This is a genomic window from Siphonobacter sp. (assembly GCF_048595215.1).
GTDB lineage: Bacteria > Bacteroidota > Bacteroidia > Cytophagales > Spirosomataceae > Siphonobacter.
Window position 1 is genome coordinate 1 of the sequence record NZ_JBMDWJ010000227.1, and the last position, 21,616, is coordinate 21,616.

The 21,616-nt window shown below is 46.5% G+C and carries 19 protein-coding genes; 13 read left to right on the forward strand and 6 right to left on the reverse strand.

The window, feature by feature from the left end:
* Window positions 1-57 precede the first annotated feature (57 nt).
* From ACOJTG_RS14245 to ACOJTG_RS14305, 13 genes are all read left to right on the forward strand, one after another.
* Window positions 58-1,236, forward strand: coding sequence for a glycosyltransferase family 4 protein (locus ACOJTG_RS14245; protein ID WP_420154436.1), 1,179 nt, complete (start codon window positions 58-60; stop codon window positions 1,234-1,236).
* A gap of 111 nt (window positions 1,237-1,347) precedes the next feature.
* Window positions 1,348-2,337: a glycosyl transferase gene (locus ACOJTG_RS14250; RefSeq protein WP_420154437.1), complete on the forward strand. Its 990-nt coding sequence runs from the start codon at window positions 1,348-1,350 to the stop codon at window positions 2,335-2,337.
* 26 nt (window positions 2,338-2,363) lie between these two features.
* Window positions 2,364-3,413 carry a glycosyltransferase family 9 protein gene (locus ACOJTG_RS14255; protein ID WP_420154438.1) on the forward strand — a complete coding sequence of 350 codons (1,050 nt, stop codon included), beginning with the start codon at window positions 2,364-2,366 and terminating at the stop codon, window positions 3,411-3,413.
* Window positions 3,414-3,417: 4 nt separating this feature from the next.
* Window positions 3,418-4,368 (forward strand): hypothetical protein, encoded by a 951-nt coding sequence (locus tag ACOJTG_RS14260; RefSeq protein WP_420154439.1) that lies wholly within the window; start codon window positions 3,418-3,420, stop codon window positions 4,366-4,368.
* A gap of 127 nt (window positions 4,369-4,495) precedes the next feature.
* Complete coding sequence (locus ACOJTG_RS14265; protein ID WP_420154440.1) at window positions 4,496-5,476, forward strand: glycosyltransferase family 2 protein; 981 nt, start codon at window positions 4,496-4,498, stop codon at window positions 5,474-5,476.
* Between the two features lie 14 nt (window positions 5,477-5,490).
* On the forward strand, window positions 5,491-6,213 hold the full coding sequence (locus ACOJTG_RS14270; protein ID WP_420154441.1) for a DUF5672 family protein: 723 nt from the start codon (window positions 5,491-5,493) through the stop codon (window positions 6,211-6,213).
* 89 nt (window positions 6,214-6,302) lie between these two features.
* Complete coding sequence (locus ACOJTG_RS14275) at window positions 6,303-7,130, forward strand: glycosyltransferase family 2 protein (RefSeq protein WP_420154442.1); 828 nt, start codon at window positions 6,303-6,305, stop codon at window positions 7,128-7,130.
* 321 nt (window positions 7,131-7,451) lie between these two features.
* Window positions 7,452-8,456 carry a hypothetical protein gene (locus ACOJTG_RS14280; protein ID WP_420154443.1) on the forward strand — a complete coding sequence of 335 codons (1,005 nt, stop codon included), beginning with the start codon at window positions 7,452-7,454 and terminating at the stop codon, window positions 8,454-8,456.
* A gap of 3 nt (window positions 8,457-8,459) precedes the next feature.
* Window positions 8,460-9,608, forward strand: a complete 1,149-nt coding sequence (locus ACOJTG_RS14285; protein WP_420154444.1) for a glycosyltransferase family 4 protein — start codon at window positions 8,460-8,462, stop codon at window positions 9,606-9,608.
* Complete coding sequence (locus tag ACOJTG_RS14290; RefSeq protein ID WP_420154445.1) at window positions 9,605-10,744, forward strand: glycosyltransferase; 1,140 nt, start codon at window positions 9,605-9,607, stop codon at window positions 10,742-10,744. Before ACOJTG_RS14285 ends, ACOJTG_RS14290 begins: the two co-directional genes overlap by 4 nt.
* 16 nt (window positions 10,745-10,760) lie before the next feature.
* A complete protein-coding gene (locus ACOJTG_RS14295) occupies window positions 10,761-11,705 on the forward strand; it encodes a glycosyltransferase family 2 protein (RefSeq protein ID WP_420154446.1) in 945 nt (314 codons plus the stop codon).
* Window positions 11,677-12,240: a WcaF family extracellular polysaccharide biosynthesis acetyltransferase gene (locus tag ACOJTG_RS14300; protein WP_420154447.1), complete on the forward strand. Its 564-nt coding sequence runs from the start codon at window positions 11,677-11,679 to the stop codon at window positions 12,238-12,240. Before ACOJTG_RS14295 ends, ACOJTG_RS14300 begins: the two co-directional genes overlap by 29 nt.
* A gap of 358 nt (window positions 12,241-12,598) precedes the next feature.
* Window positions 12,599-13,645, forward strand: coding sequence for an MraY family glycosyltransferase (locus tag ACOJTG_RS14305; RefSeq protein WP_420154448.1), 1,047 nt, complete (start codon window positions 12,599-12,601; stop codon window positions 13,643-13,645).
* Window positions 13,646-13,701: 56 nt separating this feature from the next.
* Here ACOJTG_RS14305 and ACOJTG_RS14310 read toward each other — a convergent pair whose 3' ends face one another.
* The 6 genes from ACOJTG_RS14310 to ACOJTG_RS14335 all read right to left on the reverse strand — a co-directional run.
* Window positions 13,702-14,526 carry an alpha/beta hydrolase gene (locus tag ACOJTG_RS14310; protein WP_420154449.1) on the reverse strand — a complete coding sequence of 275 codons (825 nt, stop codon included), beginning with the start codon at window positions 14,524-14,526 and terminating at the stop codon, window positions 13,702-13,704.
* A gap of 98 nt (window positions 14,527-14,624) precedes the next feature.
* Window positions 14,625-15,206 (reverse strand): chemotaxis protein CheB, encoded by a 582-nt coding sequence (locus ACOJTG_RS14315; RefSeq protein ID WP_420154450.1) that lies wholly within the window; start codon window positions 15,204-15,206, stop codon window positions 14,625-14,627.
* Window positions 15,188-15,997, reverse strand: coding sequence for a CheR family methyltransferase (locus ACOJTG_RS14320; RefSeq protein WP_420154451.1), 810 nt, complete (start codon window positions 15,995-15,997; stop codon window positions 15,188-15,190). Before ACOJTG_RS14320 ends, ACOJTG_RS14315 begins: the two co-directional genes overlap by 19 nt.
* Before the next feature lie 14 nt (window positions 15,998-16,011).
* Entirely contained in the window at window positions 16,012-16,377 is a 366-nt protein-coding gene (locus ACOJTG_RS14325; RefSeq protein ID WP_420154452.1) for a response regulator, read from the reverse strand.
* A 44-nt stretch (window positions 16,378-16,421) separates the two neighbouring features.
* A complete protein-coding gene (locus tag ACOJTG_RS14330) occupies window positions 16,422-20,033 on the reverse strand; it encodes a response regulator (RefSeq protein WP_420154453.1) in 3,612 nt (1,203 codons plus the stop codon).
* A gap of 8 nt (window positions 20,034-20,041) precedes the next feature.
* Window positions 20,042-21,616 (reverse strand): response regulator (locus ACOJTG_RS14335; RefSeq protein ID WP_420154454.1); only part of this gene is annotated, 1,575 nt, incomplete at its 5' end.

The window sequence follows — 21,616 nt, forward strand, 5'->3', positions numbered from 1 at the left end:
CTGAGAAAGAGTCGTATTTTTGCCCCCTTGTTTGAGCGATAAACCCTTAATCCCCTTATGAAGAAAATTCTGTTCATCAGTCACGACGCCAACCGGGCAGGTGCACAGATTTTGTTGCTTCGTTTTCTGAAGAAGCTTAAACAACTTCCTGAGTATCAGTTTAAAGTTTTACTCAAACACGGCGGTACACTCATCCGTGATTTTGAAAGAGTAGCTCCCGTCTACCACTGGTATCACCGCGATACCCAGCAGCGGAGTAAGGTTTCGCGTTTATTGAACCGTAAAACCTTTCACGATCAGGTTCTTCAAGATATTCAGAACGAAAAATTCGATCTGATTGTCTCGAATACTATTACTAACGGCGACTTGCTGAATCTGCTACGCCCGTTGGTATCCTGTCCCATCGTGACTTACGCCCACGAAATGCCCATGGGTATTTCGATGTATACGGACCCTTCGAGTTTTAATCAGACACTTCGGCATACTAGTCAATACTGGGCTTGTTCGCAGGCTCAACGTCTGGTGTATATCGAACGTTTCGGTATTTCACCCGAGTCTATTGCGGTACTGCCCTCACTCCTGCCCGATGGAGCCTGGGATTTGCAGCCTTCCATAGAAGCTACCCAGCAAATCCGGCAACTGCTGGATTTACCGGAACAGGCTCTGCTGGTAGGAGCCGTGGGTACATTCGACTGGCGTAAGGGAATTGATGTTTTCGTGCAACTCGCCCGGCAATCGACATCCGACACGCATTTTGTGTGGGTAGGCGGCCATGAGCATCAGGTCGAGTATCACATGATTACGGAAGATCTGCGTCGGCTGGGACTCAGCGACCGGGTCCACCTGATTCCGCACTCCGACCGGCCCTTCGACTTCATCGCTACCTTTGATGTATTCGTGCTGACGTCCCGGGAAGAACCGTATCCGCTGGTGGTGCTGGAAGCCGCCCTGTTGGCCAAACCCATCGTTTGCTTTGCTCAGTCGGGTGGAGCTCCGGATTTCGTGGAAAGCGATGCGGGCTTTGTGGCCGATTATCTGGATACACAGATGATGAGTCAGCAAATCACCCAATTACTCAGCGACCCTGCCTTGCGGGAAGCTATGGGGAACAAGGCTCGGGAAAAAGTGTTTGCTCGCCATCATGACGACCATGCCATGCGGGTCTTTGTGGACCTGCTGGAAAAGAGTCTGGCTGAAACCCCTGGATCGAAGCCTACGCGGGCAACGTATCCCTGAGACGTTCGGGTGAAATCCGCCGGTTAGAAACACGAGTGCCTGGTTGGCCGTTTTAATAAAAATTAGATTTACATCGCTCAAAGCGGAAGAGCCCCTTAACGCTTCAACCCCTTGAAAACGCTTGCTTTTACTATTTGTTCGATTAACTACCTGGCCCAGGCTCGTACCCTGGGAGAATCGCTGGCGGTTACCAATCCCGACATTCATTACGTCATTGGTTTGGTAGACCGACTCGAAGGGGTAGCTTTCGAATCGGACAAGATACCTTCCTTTGAATTATTGGAACTCCATCGCATCCACATTCCAAACCGGGAATGGATGGAGAAGAACTACGATATTACGGAGCTGAATACGGCGGTAAAGCCCCTATTCTTTCAGCATTTCTATAAACAGTATCCTGATTACCAGAATTTTATTTACTTTGATCCGGATATTATTGTTTTTAACCGCTTAACGTACTTACTCGACCGCTTACAGGAGCATCAGTTTGTACTGACGCCGCATACCCTTAGTCCGTTTCCAGATACGTGTATGCCCAATGAGTGTGATCTGCTCAATACGGGTACGTTTAATCTGGGTTTTATTGCTCTGCGGAAAACCGATCAGACGCAGCAATTTATCAACTGGTGGGCGGAAAAGCTGGCATATCAAGCCTATAATGACATTTGTAATGGGCTGTTTACCGATCAGAAGTGGATTAATTATGTACCCCATTATTTCGATGGTGTGTACATTTCCCGACATCCTGGCCATAATGTAGCGTACTGGAATCTGCACGAAAGGCAGTTCACGTATCGCGATGGACAATGGCTCATTAACGATACCTGGCCCTTACAGTTCTTTCATTTTTCTGGCTATTCGCCCACTTCACCCGATTCCATTTCGCGGTACCAGAACCGGTTTACTTTCGAAGATCGACCCGACGTACGGCCTTTGTTCGATTACTACGCGGAACGCATGAATGCGAATTTCAACGCGTACTACCGGCTTTTTCCCTGCGTATACGTGCGTCCCAAGAAACTCATTCGATTACTACGGGTTCGGAAAGCCCTGCGAATGCCCTTTGAAAAAGTAGCTCACTGGTTAAACCCGCAGGCCTAAGTCCTGCGGCTACGCGATTCGCTTGTATGGAAAAATTCATTGCCCTCTGGCAACATCGATACCGAAAATACTCCGAAATCCTGCGGACGTATGTTCAATTCTGGAAAGCTTACGTTCGGATTAAGTGGGTAAAAATCACGAGTGGTAAACCCACCATTGGTGTACTCATGGCCGAGCACCTAGGCGACATTGTGGCCTGTGAACCGCTGGCTCGTACCATCCGGGAGCGGCATCCGGATGCTCAGATTTTCTGGATTGTCAAGAAATCCTTTCGGGAGTTGGTTGAATACAATCCCGCCATTTCCCATCGCATTGAAGAACCCAACGTGTTATTTTCCTGTCTGTTGCTGGAGAAAAACCCCTTTGATCAACTGTACAATCTGCATTTATCAAACCGGGTGTATTTTCCCCTCAACAAGCGACTGGTCAATACCCACGCCGATCAACAAGATCTGACTATTCACAATTACCTGCATTTTGGCCGGCTGGCCGAAGTATTTGCGGCGGCGGGCGGACTTCCGTTACCCGACCGTACGGAAGCTCCCCGGCTGTACATTCCCGATACGGTACGGACGAAAATCGATTCGCTCAAACTTCCGGCCCGTTTCGCTGTTTTCCATACGTTCTCTAATCAACCCGTCAAAGACTGGCAACCGCAACACTGGAATCAGTTAACGGCTCGCGTCCTGGAGGATTTTGGCCCCGTCGTGGAAGTAGGGTTGAAAGGACAAATTCAAAGCTCCTCACCCGAATTCCGTGATTTATGCGGCCAGCTGAGTATCCTGGAAACGGCTGAAGTGATTCGTCGAGCGAGTTTTTTTGTGGGCGTCGATAGTGGCCCGGCTCACCTGGCGAATGCCGTAGGAACGTACGGGTTTCTGCTCATTGGTCAATTAGGCCATTTTGAAGATTTCAATTTGTACACGGGAGGTTACGGAGAAGGTACTAACGCCCGGGTGATCTGGAAGCGGAAAGGTCCGGCGTCATCCCTCTCCTTTGAGGAAGTCTGGCAGCCCATTCAGGAATACCTGGCGGGTCGCCGCATGACGGAACTCTTTACCAAACGGATTGTCTAAACGTATGTCTGTTCATTTTTTTACCGCGTGCTGGAGTCGGCAGCTAGCCCAGGTCTTTCTCTTAGCCGATCAACTGGCCCAGCATCATCCCGATTCTCTATTGTGGGTGGGATGGATGGATCAGCCCTTCGACGTAACGGCCCCGGCCAACGTACGGATGATTCAGGTTGGGGACATTCCCGGTTTGTTACCGCTGGCTGAACGCTATACTAAAACCGAATTTCTGCACATCAGTCGGGTCTGGCTGGGACGCCATCTCTTAAACCAGGATGCCCTGATTTTTTTGGAACCCGAAACGCAGGTACTCCGCCCGCTGACCGAAGTAGTCGTAGCTCTGGAACAACGACCAGCCGTGCTGTTTTCGCAGTGGCTCCAGCCTCACCCGGATACGCAATTCCCGGATAGTAAATATTTTCTGAACTACGGAACGTATTTTTCCGGCATCTGGGCCATTCGTCCGGATGCCATAACGGATTCGTTTTTGGCGTGGTGGTGTCAGAATCTGGAAATCCGGGGCGGTTATCGTTTGTGCGAAGGTCAGGGTTCCGACCAACTCTGGCTAGACATGGCTCCGGCCTTGTTTGCAGGCGTGCTCCCCTTACGAAACGCGGCTTACGGTATTCACGTCGGTAATGCGTTTGAGCGTACGATTGCTGAACCGATTACCTTACACCACGGGGGACTTTCCTACCAAAGCGGTCAGTATGCGTCTTATTTGACCAACCGACCCATGCCTGCTTATTTCAAGGAAGCCAGTAAACGGTATAAGACCCTGGTGACAAAGCAACCCGTTTATAATCAAACGCAGTCCCGGCAACCAGCGTTTGGCCTACCAGATCCATTGGAACCCGTCAGTCTGCAACGGCAACACTGGGCGGCCTGGGTACAGAAATGGATCAAAACCATCAATACCTACCAACCCGATTTCATGTTCCGGCAATCGCAGCCGCAGTAAGTTCCTGGAGTACTCCTTCGTAGTTCCCCAAGAAACGGCTAACTTTGATTACTTTTTCTTTGAGTTCAACCCCAGGGAAGGACGTATGTCTCATACTGAATTCCTATAAATGCCCTTATTTGTCTGTATGAAAGTTTCAGTGGCGATGTGTACTTACAATGGTTCCCGGTATTTACCCGAACAATTGGAAAGTATCCGGCGTCAGACACTTCCCATTCATGAACTAGTCGTGTGCGATGATCGGTCGCAGGATACTACTATTCAACTGCTGGAAACCTTTGCTACTACCGTTTCTTTTCCAGTGCATATTCACGTCAATCCCAGCAATTTAGGCTCAACGAAGAATTTCGAAAAGTGCCTGAATTTATGCACGGGTGACGTCATTTTTTGCTGTGATCAGGATGACCTCTGGCACGAAACCAAAGTAGCCCGACAGGTAGCGTATCTGGAGCAGCACCCGGAAATGGACGCCGTATTTACGAATGCTCAGATCATTGATGATGACTCCCAGCCCGTGGGTAAAACCATCTGGGATGAGATCGAATTCGATGCCGACGCTCAGCAACGCTGGACCAGTGGGAAAGCGTATGACATTTTATTCGGAGGCTACGTAGTGACCGGAGCGACCTTAGCCATTCGGCGTTCTATTCTGGCCCGCGTTGCTCCTTTTCCAGTGGCTTACAAGGAATTGATCCACGATGCCTGGATAGCTCTGGTGCTGTCCCTGCAAAATAAAATTGGTTTTATTGCCGACGAGCTGCTCTTCTACCGAAAGCATTCCACTCAACAGGTTGGCTTCGGGCAAAAGAAGGAAAAAGTAACTTTACAAAGCCGTTTTTCCAGAGATCGTACGCTAAAACTGGCTCCCCTTCGGGAAAAAGCTGAAAACTTTCAGACGCTGCATGGCTTATTACAGTCACGGACCGACATTCCTCGCGAAAAGTTGACCCAGTTGATTGAACGGCAAAAACATTTTAAAGTACGGGCTAACCTGCCCCAATCACGGTTGAGCCGCCTGCCAAAAGTATTCGGAGAATGGGTTCAGGGTCGGTATCGGTACAGTAGCAAAGATTGGTGGTTGCCCTTTCTGGGGGATCTTTTTGAGTAATCTAATTAGTAGGTATGTCCGCATCGGTAGCCGTTGTTATTCCCATGTACCGTTCTGACCTGAACGCGTACGAAAAAATAGCTTTACAACAATGCCTGAGAAAATTAAGTCAGTATCCCATCGTTATTGTAAAGCCCGAATCGCTGGATCTGTCGTACTTGAATAAATGGTATTCGGACTTCCGTTTCGTGTCATTTGCGGATGCTTATTTTAAAGGAATCGACGCCTATAATTTATTACTGACTCAAACGGATTTTTACCAAGCTTTTGCCTCTTATGAATACATACTCATCTACCAGCTTGATGCTTTTGTATTTAAGGATGAACTGGCAGAATGGTGTCAGAAAGGATACGATTACGTAGGAGCTCCATTGCTAGCACCCAATGCAGCTTCGCGTTCGTTGACGGATCTAAAAAAACCTTTATTGAACGGAGGACTTTCCTTACGGAAGGTACAGGCTTCAATAAAATTAATCAAGGCGTACCAACGTCTATACGGTCAGTGGCCCGGTAATGAAGACATGCTTTTTTCGCTGCATTCAACTCGCTTGGTTATTTTTAGACCGCTCATGCATTTGCCCACACCCCGGCAGGCCTTATCGTTCGCTTTCGAGCAATTTCCGGACTACGGGTACGAATTAACGCAATCGCAATTGCCCTTTGGCTGCCATGCCTGGGAAAAGTACGATCTCGATTTTTGGCGGCCGTTTTTTAAGCAAGAAGGGTATACTATTTAACCTTATGATCAACTGAGTATATGGGATTTTTTAAAGAGAATGATATAAAAGAATTTGTCAGCAAAGCTTCCTTTGATGAACAAGTTCTGATGAATAAAAATCAGAATTATCCAAAAATAAGCGTTATCACTCCCTCTTATAACCAAGCTGAGTTTTTAGAAAAGACTATTTTAAGTATACTCAATCAAAACTACCCGAATCTGGAATTCATCATCATGGATGGCGGTTCCACGGATGGTAGTGTTGAGGTAATCAAAAAATACGAAAAGTATATTGCGTACTGGGTTAGTGCGAAAGATGACGGACAAACTGCAGCCATTAATGCCGGATTCAAAAAAGCAACGGGCGACTGGGTTACTTTCCAAAACTCCGATGATGTTTTTGCTCCGAATGCTCTTTTGAACGTAGCCAAAGCCATTCGAAATCATCCTGAAGATTCGGTCTTTTATGGCCACCTGTTGATGATTGATGGGGATGACCGGGTTTTTGAACACAAAAAGCAGATCCCTTTCTGGATGCAGGCTCAGGTATACGAAGGTATGCAAGTGTTTAACCAATGCATGATTTTTAAGCGGGATTTATTAACGAAGTACGGGTACTTCGACGAAAATTATCGTTTTGCCTTTGATTACGAAATTTGCACGCGTTGGGGCACACATTCGGAAATTAAATTCCGTTTAGTGAATGATTTTTGGGGTTGCTTCCGGCAACATGAATTGGCCAAAAGCTCTACTATCTTTACCGTAGGTTTATCTGAACACGAGCAAATCAAACATAAGTATGCTCAGACCATACGGCCGTCGTTTCCTGAGCGTATGTTACAAAAAGTCATCCGATTACGGAAATTCGTTTTATTCCTGACTAGCGGTGATTTAGCCTATTTCTTTTACAGACTACGGTTTACCCCTAAAGCGTAAGAAGCAATGTTTAAAAGCCTATTTGAAGGTTTCCAATACAAAAGGATGGCTTTGGGAATTGCCTTATTCTCCATGGGTTATCCTATTATTTTCTTCCTACGGGACGGACTTAAATTAGCTCCCCAATCGTCCGTTTTTACGGCTGTCTGCTTGACATTAGGATTACTCTTAATGATTCCGAGTACTATTTTTAGAAAATACTATAGCCTTAATCAAAAGATCGCGGTACCCGTTCTGGGCTGGATTGGGATTTGTATTTTTTACTTGTTCATCATTAATCCAGGAGGTAGTTCACTCCCTCGCGAGCTGATTAATTATATAATGTCTTTTGCTTTTTGTTTTCTGCTCATTAGTACGCCGGATGAAGTGAAAGATCATGCCTTACCCGTTTTTATTCTATTTATATTCTTAGGAAATCTGGGGCTTTTTTATTCTTTACTGACCAACCCCTTTTACGTAGTTGGGGCCCGGGCTTCCATTTATTTTGATGATGAATATGGTGGAAATCCGCACGTTTTTGCCCGGAATGGCTTCTTTGGTGTAATCGGTTCAGCCATTTTATTATTTCTTACTAAAGAAAATGTGCTCTATAAACTACTAGCCTTAGTTAACTTTTTTGCTTCGCTGGTAACGGTAATTTTAACGCAAAGTCGTTCTACGCTTCTTGCCGTTCTTTTATCCCTAGGAGTACTAATTTTCTTCCATTTCAAGCTCAGTAATTTAAAGCGGATTACTAGTACTTTATTCAAGCCTCGTAATTTCATCATAATGCTGATTGTCGTTTATTACGTCATTTATAAAATCAGCCGTATGGATTTTATTAACTTGCTTATTACTATATCGGAAACCTTTTTCCAGAAATTTTTGGACATATTTGAAACTAGTGTACAGGGTGCTGATGCAGATGATGTGGCCGATTATTCGGCTTTACAGCGGGTCATTTCGTTCAATACGTTCAAAAATGCTTTATTCTACAATCCTATTTCATTAATTCTGGGTAATGGATACCGGGCAATTTATATGGACTTTCCTATTCTCGAATCCATGTATAATTATGGTCTGGCTGGTATTTATTTCTTTGGTAAGTCCGTTATTGAAATTGTTAAGGAATGTTACAAAAGTATTCGATTCGTTATTAGTCCATTTTCGACTTTCTTAGGCTTCGTATTTATTCCCATTACGGTTTCCGTGTTCTCGCAAGGTCAACCTAACGATACCACTTTTATTTATCCCTTTTTGTTGATGGCCCGCTTCATGAACTTTGAAAAAGACGTGGCGGAGTCGAAGCCCGTACCCAAAGCCCAAACGCTGGCTCCTGTTGCTTAACGTATGCGAGTACTTGTAGTTCATAACATTTTATGGTCTCATTATAAGGCAGCTTTGTTCTCAGAATTGGCTCGTCAGTGCCCGCCCCAATCGGCATTTTTAGTACTGCAGATGGCTGAATCAGAAAGCAAATATCAGCAATTGGGTAAAGCCGGTGCGATCACGCATGACTACCCGTACGAACTACTCCACGAAGGTCCACTGCATACGCTACCACTTTCTAAAAAGATACCGGGCCTATTAAGGGCTATTCGCCGTTTTAAACCCGATGTAGTCAATTTATCCGGCTATTACGACCCCGCGTACTGGGTCGTCATGATGTACTGCCGATTACGCGGGATTGCCCTAGTCTTGAGCAATGAATCTAGTGAAAAAGATGGAGCCCGTGCGGGTGTCAAAGAGCGAATTAAGGAATACATTATTCGTCAGTTTGACGGCTTCATCAACTTTGGATCTTCGTCCGCTCAGTATGCCTTACGTCTGGGGGCTCAACCCCGGCAAATCCTGACGCAACATGCGGCTGTGGTAAACGAAAAAGTGATTCGTTCGGTTTATAGCGAAGCGTATGCTCAACGGGAAGACTTGCGTCAACAGCAGGGACTGACTCAGCATCAGTTTGTTTTTGTGGGTCGGTTGGCCGAGGAGAAAAACCTTCCCACCCTGCTGAATGCCTTTGCTTGGCTGAAGACCAATGAACCGCAGGCTCGTAATTGGGAATTACTCATCGTGGGTGATGGCCCGATGCGATCACAGGTTGAAAATCGGGAAGGCGTTCGCTGGATGGGTGGGCAGCCGTGGGACCGGATTCCAGCGTACCTGGCTTTAGCGGATGCCTTGATTTTACCCAGTTACTTTGAGCCCTGGGGACTGGTTGTGAACGAGGCGATGGTATGTGGACTCCCCGTTCTGGTTTCGTCCCAATGCGGTTGTGTGAATGATCTGGTGGAGGAAGGGAAAAACGGCTATACGTTTGACCCCTGCAACCAACGCGAACTAGCCTCTCTAATGCAGTCTTTCGTTCAGCAAAGCGATGCCGACCGGACTCGTATGGGTCAACACTCTCTGCACCTGATTGCACCATTTAACATTACGCGGGTAGCCAAGGAAATCTGGCAGGGTTACCAACGAATTTTATCAGCAGCGAATTCATGAAAATATTAAATCTGTGTGGGTATTCCTGGGAAATTGGTGGACCGGCGAAAGTGATTTACGATCATACCAACGTACAGATTCAGTTGGGAGCTGAAGTAACCATTCTTACGCCTTTATCGGAAGGAGAACGGCTCTACACCATTCCCGAAGGAGCGAAAGTCATTACCACCAAACGGCATTGGCTGGCCCGGTTTATACCCGAGTTTTCGCCTGAGTTGTATCGCTACTACCGGCAGCACGCCCACGAATACGACATTGTACACATTCATGGCCCCTTTCACTTTGCGGGTTGGGTGCCTTTCTGGGTACGATCGAAAGCGAAGAAAGTGTTTACCGTCCACGGTACGCTTGACCGCTGGGCCATGCAGAAATCGGGCTGGAAGAAACAGCTTATTTCCGCTCTTTTTCAGCGAAAATACGTGGATCAGTGCGATCTGATTCAAGTACACAATCCTGACGAAGAGGAAGACTTGAAGCGTTACCTTGGCCATACGCACCCACATGTGGTGATGATTAACAACGGGATGCTTCTTTCCGATTACGATCAGTTACCAGCGAAAGGTATTTTTCGGAAGAAATTTGGCATTGCCGAACAGGCACCGCTCATTCTTTTCCTGAGCCGCATCAATGTCAAGAAGGGACTGAATCTATTACTACCGGCCTTTCAGAATTTGCTTAAAACTTATCCTGAGGCTCGTTTGTGCATTACGGGGCCGGATGACGGCTACCTGTCCTACGTTACTGATTTCATTCAAAAACATCAACTGAGTCAGCAAATCATTTTGACCGGCATGCTTACGGGTACCGATAAACTCGAAGCCATCGTTGATGCTGACGTTTTTGCTCTGCCTACGTATTCGGAAAGTTTTTCACTGGCGGCTCTGGAAGCGATGGTTTGCGGCACCGCCGTACTGACCACCGACCGGATTGGCTTTGGTCATTTACTCAAACAAAACCACGCCGCTGAGCTGGTCACTCATGACGTTAGCGACGTGGAACGCGGCCTGCGACGCCTGATCGACGATTCGGCGTATCGTTTGCAATTGGCCGCGAAAGGTCAGACTTTTGCCCGTGACGTAGCCGACATTAAAAAGGTTGCTACCCGATTGTATCGGGCCTTCGAATCTATTCTGTAGTTGTATTCTTTTTCCCATGACCCCTACTCCGTTACCCCTGTCTCCTACCGTTCCGGATCTGACGGTCATATTACTGACATTCAATGAGGAGAAACACATTGAACGTTGTTTGAAAAGCCTGTTGCTCGTCACGGATAAAATTTTTATAGTTGATTCCGGATCGACGGATCGTACCGTCGCACTAGCGACTGCATTGGGTGCCAGGGTCGTTCAAAATCCCTGGGTCAACTACGCCAATCAGTTCAATTTTGGCATTCAGCACTGCCCGTATCAGACGAAGTGGCTGATGCGAATGGACGCCGACGAATACATTCTGCCCGAACTTGCTCAGGAAATCCGGCAAACCCTGCCGACGCTTCCCGCTTCGGTTTCGGGTCTGTACATCAAACGGCGGGTGATGTTCATGGATCAGTGGATTCGTTACGGCGGCTACTATCCCACCTGGCTTCTGCGAATCTGGCGAAGTGGCAAAGGTCACTGCGAAGAATTATGGATGGACGAACACATCAAACTTTCCGAAGGTGAAACGGCCCGGATGAACCACGATCTCGTCGATCATAATTTGAATAACCTGACCTGGTGGACGCAGAAACACAATCTGTACGCCATTCGGGAGGCCATTGATCTGCTCAATGTAAAGTATGACTTTGGTAACGTCGAAATTGTTACCCCTAAGCTTTTTGGAACTCAGGAACAGCGGAAACGCTACCTTAAGATTAAATACGCCAGTCTGCCCCTGTTCACGCGGCCCTTCCTGTACTTCCTGTTTCGGTACTTCTTCAAGATGGGGTTTCTGGACGGCAAACGCGGAATCGTCTGGCACTTTTTACAGGGCTTTTGGTACCGATTCTTAGTCGACGCCAAAATTTTTGAAGTATATCACCGGGCGGGTACCTCGAAGGAAGGCATCGCTCAATTTTTTCTAACCGAATATGGAAAAGACGTACTCGGGAAGCGTTGATCTGTCCCGTTACCAGCAACTGCCGCAGTACTCCAGCAAAAGCTGGCGGAATCGTCTCTGGTTTGTAATCAATGCCTTGCTATTTGCCAGTAACTGGCCCATACCGGTAAGTCTGAAAGTTTGGATCTTACGTAAATTTGGAGCAACGATTGGTACGGGAGTCATGATCAAACCCAGTGTAAATATTAAGTTCCCCTGGCTATTGGAAATTGGGGATTACGTCTGGATTGGCGAAGAAGTATGGATCGACAATTTGGTACAGGTTCGTATCGGTTCCAATGCCTGTCTGTCGCAGGGAGCCATGTTGCTTTGCGGCAATCATAACTACAAATCCTCCCGCTTTGACCTGATGACCGCCCCCATCACCCTCGAAGCTGGCGTCTGGATTGGTGCCAAGTCGATTGTATGCCCGGGAGTTACCTGTTTTTCGCATGCCATGTTAGCGGTGGGCTCGGTAGCAACGACTAACTTAGAGGCGTATGGGATTTATCGGGGAAATCCAGCCGCAAAAGTACGCACCCGGATCATTGAGTAAGTATCCAGACGTATGTATTGCCGCTCGGTATATCTTTGGTAGGTTTGTTACCGATGGGCAACCGTTTGTCAGCTTTTATCAATTTTATCGGTTATAAATCTAGACAAATGGTGAAAGGCTACGTTTTGATTAGTAGTTTTAACAGATTTTTGGTGAAGTCCCTAGTAGAAGTTCCTGGCAGTACCCACCCGCCATACTTGATCGAACCAACTGTATTGAGTCAAAAGGTATGATAACAGCGTTACGTCAATTCCTGAACGAAGCATTTGTTCAGGTCATCATTTCCCTCCTTGCCGCATGTTGGCTTACGGTTGAAGCAATTCCAGTCATTATAAATATTTCCCGGCTCCGTAACCTGATGAAGGAACCCGAAGCCCGGAGTGCTCACTCCAACAGAACGCCCACGCTGGGTGGTATTGCCATTTTTGCCGGTACCATGATCGGCTATTTTCTCTGGCAGCCCGACGGTGAAACGCATTTGCATCACTTGGCTATTGCCGGTATCATTATCCTGTTTTTCACGGGAGTTAAAGACGATATTCTGGTGATCGCTCCCATGAAAAAGATGCTGGCCCAGATTTTCGCCTCGGCTCTGGTCATCATTGGTGCGGATTTACGAATCAACGATTTTTTTGGAATTTTGGGCATTCACCAGATTCCTTACTTGATCAGCGTACTGCTCACGGTCTTCATCTTCATTGCCCTTACGAATGCGATCAACCTCATTGACGGGATTGACGGTTTAGCGGGCGGCATTGGATTAATTGCCTCAATGATTTTTGGATCCTGGTTCCTGCTGAATGCTCAGTATCCGCTGGCCATTCTAGCGGCTTCTTTATCGGGGTCTTTGCTTGGGTTTATACGCTTTAACTTTTCCCGAACCAGTAAAATCTTTATGGGTGATACGGGCTCCCTAATTCTGGGCTTCGTATTGACGTTATTTGCCGTCAAATTCATTCACCTGAATACGGGCGCCGGAGCCATTCTCGATGCTCCTATTCTGGCAATCGTCGTACTGGTCGTACCGATTTTCGATACACTTCGCGTGTTCATCATTCGAATTATGGATGGTCGCTCGCCCTTTACTCCGGATAAAAACCATACGCACCATATTCTACTGGCTCAGGGACTAAGTCACTTTCAGGCCACTTGTGCCCTTTGTGGATTAACAATTGGGCTAACGGGCTTTTTCCTGCTGATCCGCCATTCCATCACGACGAATCAAAGTCTACTAATTTTAGTAGGCTTGTTTATCGCCTATAACTACGCGAGCTATCTGCTGATTCGCCGCGTGGGTTACGTCGATCCTTCGCTGGCGGATACGGCTCAGAAGAAGCAGATCAAACGCGAAGCCAAGGCCCGTCTCAAAAAGATCAAACGCCTTCGGAAAGTATACGAAAACTAGCTTTCCAGAAACGAAAACACCGGCTCATCACCGGTGTTTTTTTGTTGCCGTCATTTCTACTTCTGACGATCAAAGTACGTCCGCATGTAGAGTAACTGATACGGTAAGGCATTGCTCCAGTACGGCCAATTGTGCCCACCGGGACGACTGATGAAATCGTGGGGAATGTTCCGCTCCAGCAGTTTGTCGTGCAGATTACAATTTACCCGATAGAAGAAATCTTCACTTCCGCAGTCGATAATCAGTGCTAAGGAATTTGGCGTCAACAGATGCACCAGATTGATAACGGTGTTCTGTTCCCATTTCTCAGGAGCTTGAGCGTAGGTACCTAAGCGTTTGGCAATGTCCCAATTGTTAGGAAAGGGTCGAAAATCGACACCACCGCTCATACTGCCCGCTACGCCAAATACATCCTGGTGACGAAAAGCCAGATACAACGCTCCATGACCACCCATACTCAGACCTGTAATACCCCGGTGCTGACGATCTTTTAGCGTTTTGTAATGTTCATCAACCCAGTTAACTAATTCCGTAGCCACGTAGGTTTCGTATCTGTACGATGGATCTACGGGGCTATCGAAGTACCAGCTGGAAAACTGCCCATCCGGACATACGATGATTTGCTGGTAGGCATCAGCCCATTGCCCGATGGTGGGCATTTTCTTAGCCCAGTCGCTGTAATTACCGCTGTAGCCATGCAACACGTACACTGTCGGAAAGGCTTTTCCAGCCGTATACGAGTCGGGCGTAATGACAACCGCTTTAATCGATTTTTTCATGGAGGCACTGTAGGTATTGACAGTGTCTACTTTGGCGGCCTGGCTACGTTCAGCCTTACCAAACCATGCACAAAACAGGAGAAGAGTACAAAGGGTACGCATACGAAAAGAAAGAAAAGTTTACGGGACGAATATGCGGAAACTTTTCCGGGCTAGTTCTCCGGTAGTGCCTGATTTTTTCGTGAATGCGTTTGCTCCGCCTAGCCGAGGGAATTGAGGTAAGCAGCCAGTTCGTCCATGGAGAAAATGTAATCAATGACCGTGTGCGTAATAGCATGCTGGGGCATAAATGGAGCCTGAGCGGTTTCCGGATGCTGAGCAATGGTCAGCCCGCCGGCTTTTTTAATGGCCGTTAGTCCGGCCGTACCGTCAGCATTCGCTCCGGAAAGCAGTACGCCTACCGTCGCCGGACCGAAAGTATCCGCTGCGGATTCGAAGGTTACGTCGAGGGAAGGACGACTATAATTCACTTTCTCTGAAGCATCCAGGGCAAAGATCAGTTCCTGTTCAATGAGCAGGTGGTAGTCCGCTGGAGCGATGTAAATATTCCCTTTTTCCAGCACGTCCTTATCCTCTACTTCGCGGATGGGAATCCGGGTTCGGGTGGCAAACAAATCGGCCAGCGTGGAATCTACGGAACTTTTGCGATGCAGCACAATGACCAGAACGAAAGGCATCGGAACCTTTAAATTGGGCAGTAACTTCATCAACGCATCAATGCTACCCATTGATCCGCCAATGACAACCAGCTTTTGTGAGGGGTTTAGTGAATTTTCCGCCATATTTTCTCTCGGTTCAACTGCCGGTACTGGGCAGCAACGCTTGAAAACTTCAGCGTTTCCTTGGAGCCCAGAGCCAGATACCCCAGCGATCCCAGACTTTCATCAAAGAGGCGTAATACCGTCTCCTGCAAGTCTTTATCGAAGTAGATTAAGACGTTCCGGCAAAGGATTAAATCAAACTCATTGAAGGAGCGATCGGACACTAAATTGTGCGTAGAGAAGATCATCTTTTCACTCAATTCTTCCCTGAATTTTACCTGTCCATAATGAGCGGTGTAGTAGGAAGAAAAGTCCTGAATACCTCCGGATAAAATATAATTTTCGGAGTATTGTTTCAGATGCTGTAAAGGGAAAATTCCCTTGCGGGCCTTCTCTAGTACCGTTGGATTCAGATCCGTGGCGTATAATAAAGATTTATGCAGAAGATTCGATTCTTTCAGCAAAATAGCCATGGAATACACCTCTTCGCCCGTCGAACAACCCGCGTGCCAGATTCGAATAAATGGCTTTGATCCTAAACTGGGCAATACCTCCGTTCGCAGCGTTTTGTAAAACTGAGGATCGCGGAACATTTCGGTTACATTAACCGTAATTTCCTCCACAAATCGCTGTAAGTACGTGGGATCAGATTTGATTCGGTAGCGAAGTTCCGCAAAGCTGGGAAACTTATCTAACGAACACAGCCGCAAAATTCGTCGTTTGAGAGAAGCTTTTGAATAATTCGTAAAATCGTATCCGTATAATTCAAATAAATCACTCAACAAAATAGTTATTTCATCCTCTTCAATCATAGTACTCTATCCAGTTACACCCGATTCAGTAGAGCTAATAAGCGGTCTACATCGATCGGTTTAGAAATATATTCCGTCGCTCCGGCACGTAAGCATTTTTCCCGATCCCCTACCATTGCCTGAGCTGTTACAGCAAAAATGGGCGTATTCCGCCGGTGTTCGATCGCCTGTATCAGGGGCATTGCCTCATATCCATCCATTTCGGGCATCATCATGTCAATTAAAATGGCATCAATGATTTCATCCGTTCGCAATAAATCCAGGGCCTCCTGAGCACTCATACACGAAAGGCATTCGTAGGATTTAGACCGTAGCGTAGCCGTTAATGCGAAGATATTTTTGGCATCATCATCGATAATCAATACGCGTTTTTTACCCATAGCGAATGCTTTGTTAGAAAACAAAATCGTTCCAGCCTATATCCTTAAGATCGTTCGTACAACCAGACCCGTAGCAACGATAATAACTGATCGACATCCACGGGTTTAGTAATATAATCCGAAGCCCCAGCCTGAATACATTTTTCCCGGTCGCCGGTCATGGCTTTAGCCGTAACAGCAATGACTGGTAAATCTTTCCACTGATAATTTTGTCGGATTTTACGAGCCGTTTCGTAGCCGTCCATTTGCGGCATCATCATGTCCAGCAGCACCACATCAACCGTCGGATTTTCCTGTAATTTCTCCAGTGCTTCCTTACCATCCAAAGCCGTAATGACGTTCATTTTATAATTCTCCAAGGCTTTCGACAGCGAGAAAATATTCCGAATATCGTCGTCGGCTACCAGTACGGTTTTGTTATGCAAAATCTGGCTCAATTCACCCAGTTTTTTCGGACCACCCGAGGCCTGAGCCGACTGCTTCTGGTCTTCCACCAAATGCAGGAACAGCGACACTTCGTCGAGCATTCGCTGGTACGAGTGAGCCGTTTTGACGATGATGGAATCGGCGTACTTCTTAATGCGTAATTCTTCCGACATGGATAGGCTCTTCCCCGTAAAAATAATGATTGGGAAGTTCTCCAGTCCCGGGTTACGCTTGGCTGCTTCGAGCATTTCGTAGGATTTCGTATCCGGGATGCCCATGTCCAGAATGACGCAGTCGACTTCGTTTCGTTTTAACGCTTCGACGCCCTGGGAAATATCACTTTTCAGTTCGGAATTAATATTGAACGTTTCCAGGAAGTACGCCAGGGCTTTCGCATGCTTGGGATTATCCTCAATGATGAGGACTTTCTTGGGATTCCGGTTCAGTACATACTCAATCTTCTTGAATACCTCATGCATCTGTTCGTAAGCCATGGGTTTATCCACGAAGTCGACAGCCCCTTTCATCAGGCTTTCGTTTTTCATCTTGTGCGATGACATGATATGTACCGGAATATGACGCGTTTGCGGATCGGCCTTCAACGCATCCATCACCTCCCAGCCGCTCATAACGGGCAACTGAATATCCAGAAGAATACCCAAGGGTTTGTAATGGCTGGCCAGTTTCAATCCTTCATCGCCGCGAACCGATACGATACCCTTGTATCCTTTCCGTCGGGCGTAATCCAGCAAAGATTTGGCAAAGGCGGTATCATCCTCGATGATCAGTATGCTCTTGTCATTTTCTTGGATACTTTGCCGATCATCGGGAATGCTTTCGGGAATGGATGAGCTAATAAATTGGGGCGACTCTTCTTTCACGGGGGCCGGTGTTGGCGTTTCTACTTCGGCTTTCCGCGATACGATTTGTACCACGGGCTCATGTACCGTAAGGGCATACACGTTTGAAACGGGAATTCGAACCGTGAACTCACTACCCTGATTGGCTTCACTTACCAGTACCAACTCTCCACCCAGCAGTTTCACTAGTTCGCGGCTGATTGACAGACCTAGTCCCGTTCCGCCGTACTTGCGTTTGGTAGAGCCATCGGCCTGCTGGAAGGCTTCAAAAATGAGTTGTTGTTTTTCGCGAGGAATGCCAATACCCGTATCCTTCACCACAAAATCAATCATACCGGGACGTTCCGCATCCTTCTTCACGATAACCGATACTGAACCCGTGGCGGTAAACTTGATGGCATTCGAGAGCAAATTCTTCAAAATCTGACCCAGTCGCATCCGGTCCGTTTCGATGACACCGGGGATATTGGGCTCTACGCTGATGGTAAAGTCCAGGTTTTTCTCTTTTGCCAGTGGCGTAAACAAGGCCCGAAGTTCTTCCAGAATATCCGAAATAGCCACATTCAAATATTCGAGCTTCATCTGACCTGCTTCAATTTTAGACAGGTCCAGAATCTCATCAATCAGCCCCAGTAATCCATTCCCTGAAGACTGAATGACTTTCGCGTATTCAATCTGATCATTCGATAAATTATCTTCGGAATTTTCAGCTAGTAATCGGCTTAATAATAAAATTGAATTGAGCGGTGTACGCAACTCGTGCGACATATTCGCCAGAAATTCTGATTTGTAACGGGTCGTTAATTCTAGTTCTTCCGCCTTCTTCTGAATCTCGTCGTTCTTTTCTTCCAGTAAAACACTTCGCTCTTCTAACTCCGTATTAGTTTGCAGTAGTTCTTCCTGTTGTACCCGCAGTTCTTCTTCCGAAGCTTGTAGCTTTTGAGCTTGGGCTTCCAGCTCTGCATTCAGGTTTTCAAGTTCATTATGTTGAGCCTGTAATTCCTCCGCCTGAGCCTGGGTTTCTTCCAGGAAATTCTGTAGTTTGATATAGTCTAAAGCAGCATTGGTAGCTACGGCCAGATCGTCCTGATTGCTTCTTAAAAATTCCAGTTCTAATTCACTGGGTTTTTGTAAAAATCCGAGTTCAATCACCCCAATACAACTCCCCGCGTAAAGCAAAGGGAGTACAACTAGTGCCTGAATTGGGGCCGTTCCTAACGAAGATGTGATGGGCAGATAATCGGTGGGCAAATCTTCGATTACGCGTATTTTTTTCTGCTCAATGGCCTGGCCTAAAATTCCCTGACCCGCATACACGAATTCCGGCACTTCTACGACGGCCTGGCTTCCCGCTAAACTAAATTTAGAGCTGGTATCAATAAAGTATACCGTTCCAACGGGAGCTTTAACGTAGTTGGTAATCGTCTCTATCATACGGGTAGCCAACGTCTTAAAATTACGCTCGCCCGCAATAGCCGTACTTAATTCAACTGCTCCGGTTTGTAGCCAATCCCGACGTTGCAGATCATTAAAGGTCGTTTCCAAAGACCCTACCATACCGTTTAAGGCTCTGGAAATCCGGCCAAGTTCGTCGTCTTTATCATCGGTACTTCGTACCGAATAATCTCCGTCTGAAATCTTAGCGGCCACCCCTTCCATCGCAACGATTCGCCGAACCGATTCGTCGTATTGTTGTTGAGCTACTTGCTGCTGAACCAAGCGACTATCTAAATCTCTTTTAATTCGAACATACGCGTACGCTGTGATTAACGTTGAAATAATGGCAGCAATTGCTAATAAAACAGGGGTGAAATTGATGTAGAATTGCTGTTTGTCGATGCGATTTTGAAGTACAGAGGTTTCGTGCTTCTTAATACGCTCTACCGCCACTCGAAGATTGTCCATAATCTTCTTACCAACGGCCATCTCCTCATTTTGCTGAGCCGTATCACGCGTCATGTATTTAGCCCGCCGAGCCCGGTTGATGATCTTTTGCATCTGGTCGAACTTGGCCGTGTAGAGCTCCTTTACCTGATTCAGACTCTGTTGCTGGGCTACATTCTCCTGCGTCAACTCTTTTAACTTGACATACGTAGCATTAACTTTCTCATAAGCTCCATTGTAAGGATTTAGATAATCCGAATCCAGCGTTAGCAGAAAACCACGTTGTCCGGTTTCAGCATCTTTCATGTACGAGATGATATTCTCCGACTCTAGAATCACCTGACTGGTGTGATTTACTAGTTTCGAGTTATCAATTAATCCCTGAATACTGTAGAAAGAAGCTGCTAAACTAATGAGCAGTAATACCGTAGAAACGGAAAATACGACCTGCAATTGTCGTATTACGGAATGCGTTGTTTTAGGCATGGTAACTATTATAGAGATTCCAACGTCTCGCTGATCTGATGTATGGGTAAAATCAAAATAAAACTAGCCCCTTCATTTGGCCGGCTTTTTGCGGAAATAAGTCCATTATGTTTGTCCATATTTTTCTTAGCAATCGCCAACCCAATACCAGTACCCTCGTAACTACTTTGATCATTTAATCTTTGGAAGATAATGAAAATACGCTGCAAAAATTTTTCATCAAATCCAATGCCATTATCCTCTACGATAATACGACAATATTCACCCGTTGAAGAAACTTCGCTATCTACAGACTTTTCTTTGATTCGCTCCGCCCGAATAGTAATGACAGGTGGCTTACCCGCAATTGTAAACTTTAAAGCATTACTAATTAAATTTTGAAAGACTTGTCGAATACGGCTGGGAATCGTATCAATTACAGGTAGTTCTTCTATGTGTAAGGTGGCTTGTTTACTACGAATAATTTCCTCAAAATCGTTTAATAATTCCTGGATGAGGGTATTCAAATTTGTAGCTTGAAAGGAGGCAGATGCGGAAAGCTGCGAGTATTCTAGTACATCATTAATCAGACGAGACATCCGAGCCGAAGAATGAATGGAACGCTCCAAATAAGCTACGGCTTCCTGATTTTCTTTCAGATATTTTTCTTTGATAACGTCATTAAATATCTGAATTTTCCGTAGTGGCTCTTTTAAGTCATGCGAGACTACCCAAGCAAATTGTTGTAATTCGTGGTTCGTACGTTCCAGTTCGACATTTTTAATGAGTAGCTCTTTGGTACGCAGTTCCACTTTTTGTTCCAGTAATTCAGCCGCTAATTTTTGCTGATGAATATCGGTCAGCGTACCCACCCAGCGAACCGTGATTCCTTGCCGTTTGATGGGTGTAATGCGTAGCAGGTGGTAGCGACATTCTCCCGACTTCAGTTCTTTCAAGCGAACTTCACAGGTGAATTCAACGCCTGTATTTCGTTGCTGGTGCCAGGTTTCCCAAATGGAATCATCCGGATGTGTTTCTGGAAACGTACCCGAGTCCGCTGAATAACGAAACCAATGCTCATTCACAAATTCAATTTGTCCCCCAGCCGCAACCGTAAACGCCATTTGCGGTAGCGATTCGAGCGTCGAGCGTAACTCCTGCATGCGTTCGGCGAGTTCTTCCTGAGCCTGTTTCCGTACTTCAATTTCGGTTAGCAGTGAGCTTTGAATCGCTCGTAACTCCTGCTGCTGTTCGTACAAACGATTGAGCGTTTTGACTTTGAGCAGCAGAATATCGGGATCTACGGGCTTAGTGAGGTAATCCATGCCACCAGATGTATAACCCTTGGCAATGAACTCTTTTTCTTTATTGACCGCCGACAAGAAAATGATGGACGTATCCTTCGCTTTACTATAACCGGCAATGGCCTGAGCTACCTCAAACCCATCCATACCTGGCATTTGTACATCCAGAATAATGACGGAATAGCTCTGATTCAGGACTTTTCTAAGGGCTTCCTCTCCTGACTCTGCGGTATCAACGGAAAAATCATGCAGTTCGAGGATCTTTTTGAGGGGAAGAATATTTTCAGGCCTATCATCCAC

Bases quoted from the DNA above. Each gene is read 5' to 3' on its own strand.
- ACOJTG_RS14245 (WP_420154436.1), top strand. From the start codon at position 58: ATGAAGAAAATTCTGTTCATCAGTCACGACGCCAACCGGGCAGGTGCA.
- ACOJTG_RS14255 (WP_420154438.1), top strand. From the start codon at position 2,364: ATGGAAAAATTCATTGCCCTCTGGCAACATCGATACCGAAAATACTCC.
- ACOJTG_RS14260 (WP_420154439.1), top strand. From the start codon at position 3,418: ATGTCTGTTCATTTTTTTACCGCGTGCTGGAGTCGGCAGCTAGCCCAG.
- ACOJTG_RS14265 (WP_420154440.1), top strand. From the start codon at position 4,496: ATGAAAGTTTCAGTGGCGATGTGTACTTACAATGGTTCCCGGTATTTA.
- ACOJTG_RS14270 (WP_420154441.1), top strand. From the start codon at position 5,491: ATGTCCGCATCGGTAGCCGTTGTTATTCCCATGTACCGTTCTGACCTG.
- ACOJTG_RS14275 (WP_420154442.1), top strand. From the start codon at position 6,303: ATGAATAAAAATCAGAATTATCCAAAAATAAGCGTTATCACTCCCTCT.
- ACOJTG_RS14280 (WP_420154443.1), top strand. From the start codon at position 7,452: ATGTCTTTTGCTTTTTGTTTTCTGCTCATTAGTACGCCGGATGAAGTG.
- ACOJTG_RS14285 (WP_420154444.1), top strand. From the start codon at position 8,460: ATGCGAGTACTTGTAGTTCATAACATTTTATGGTCTCATTATAAGGCA.
- ACOJTG_RS14290 (WP_420154445.1), top strand. From the start codon at position 9,605: ATGAAAATATTAAATCTGTGTGGGTATTCCTGGGAAATTGGTGGACCG.
- ACOJTG_RS14295 (WP_420154446.1), top strand. From the start codon at position 10,761: ATGACCCCTACTCCGTTACCCCTGTCTCCTACCGTTCCGGATCTGACG.
- ACOJTG_RS14300 (WP_420154447.1), top strand. From the start codon at position 11,677: ATGGAAAAGACGTACTCGGGAAGCGTTGATCTGTCCCGTTACCAGCAA.
- ACOJTG_RS14305 (WP_420154448.1), top strand. From the start codon at position 12,599: ATGAAGGAACCCGAAGCCCGGAGTGCTCACTCCAACAGAACGCCCACG.
- ACOJTG_RS14310 (WP_420154449.1), bottom strand. From the start codon at position 14,526: ATGCGTACCCTTTGTACTCTTCTCCTGTTTTGTGCATGGTTTGGTAAG.
- ACOJTG_RS14315 (WP_420154450.1), bottom strand. From the start codon at position 15,206: ATGGCGGAAAATTCACTAAACCCCTCACAAAAGCTGGTTGTCATTGGC.
- ACOJTG_RS14320 (WP_420154451.1), bottom strand. From the start codon at position 15,997: ATGATTGAAGAGGATGAAATAACTATTTTGTTGAGTGATTTATTTGAA.
- ACOJTG_RS14325 (WP_420154452.1), bottom strand. From the start codon at position 16,377: ATGGGTAAAAAACGCGTATTGATTATCGATGATGATGCCAAAAATATC.
- ACOJTG_RS14330 (WP_420154453.1), bottom strand. From the start codon at position 20,033: ATGCCTAAAACAACGCATTCCGTAATACGACAATTGCAGGTCGTATTT.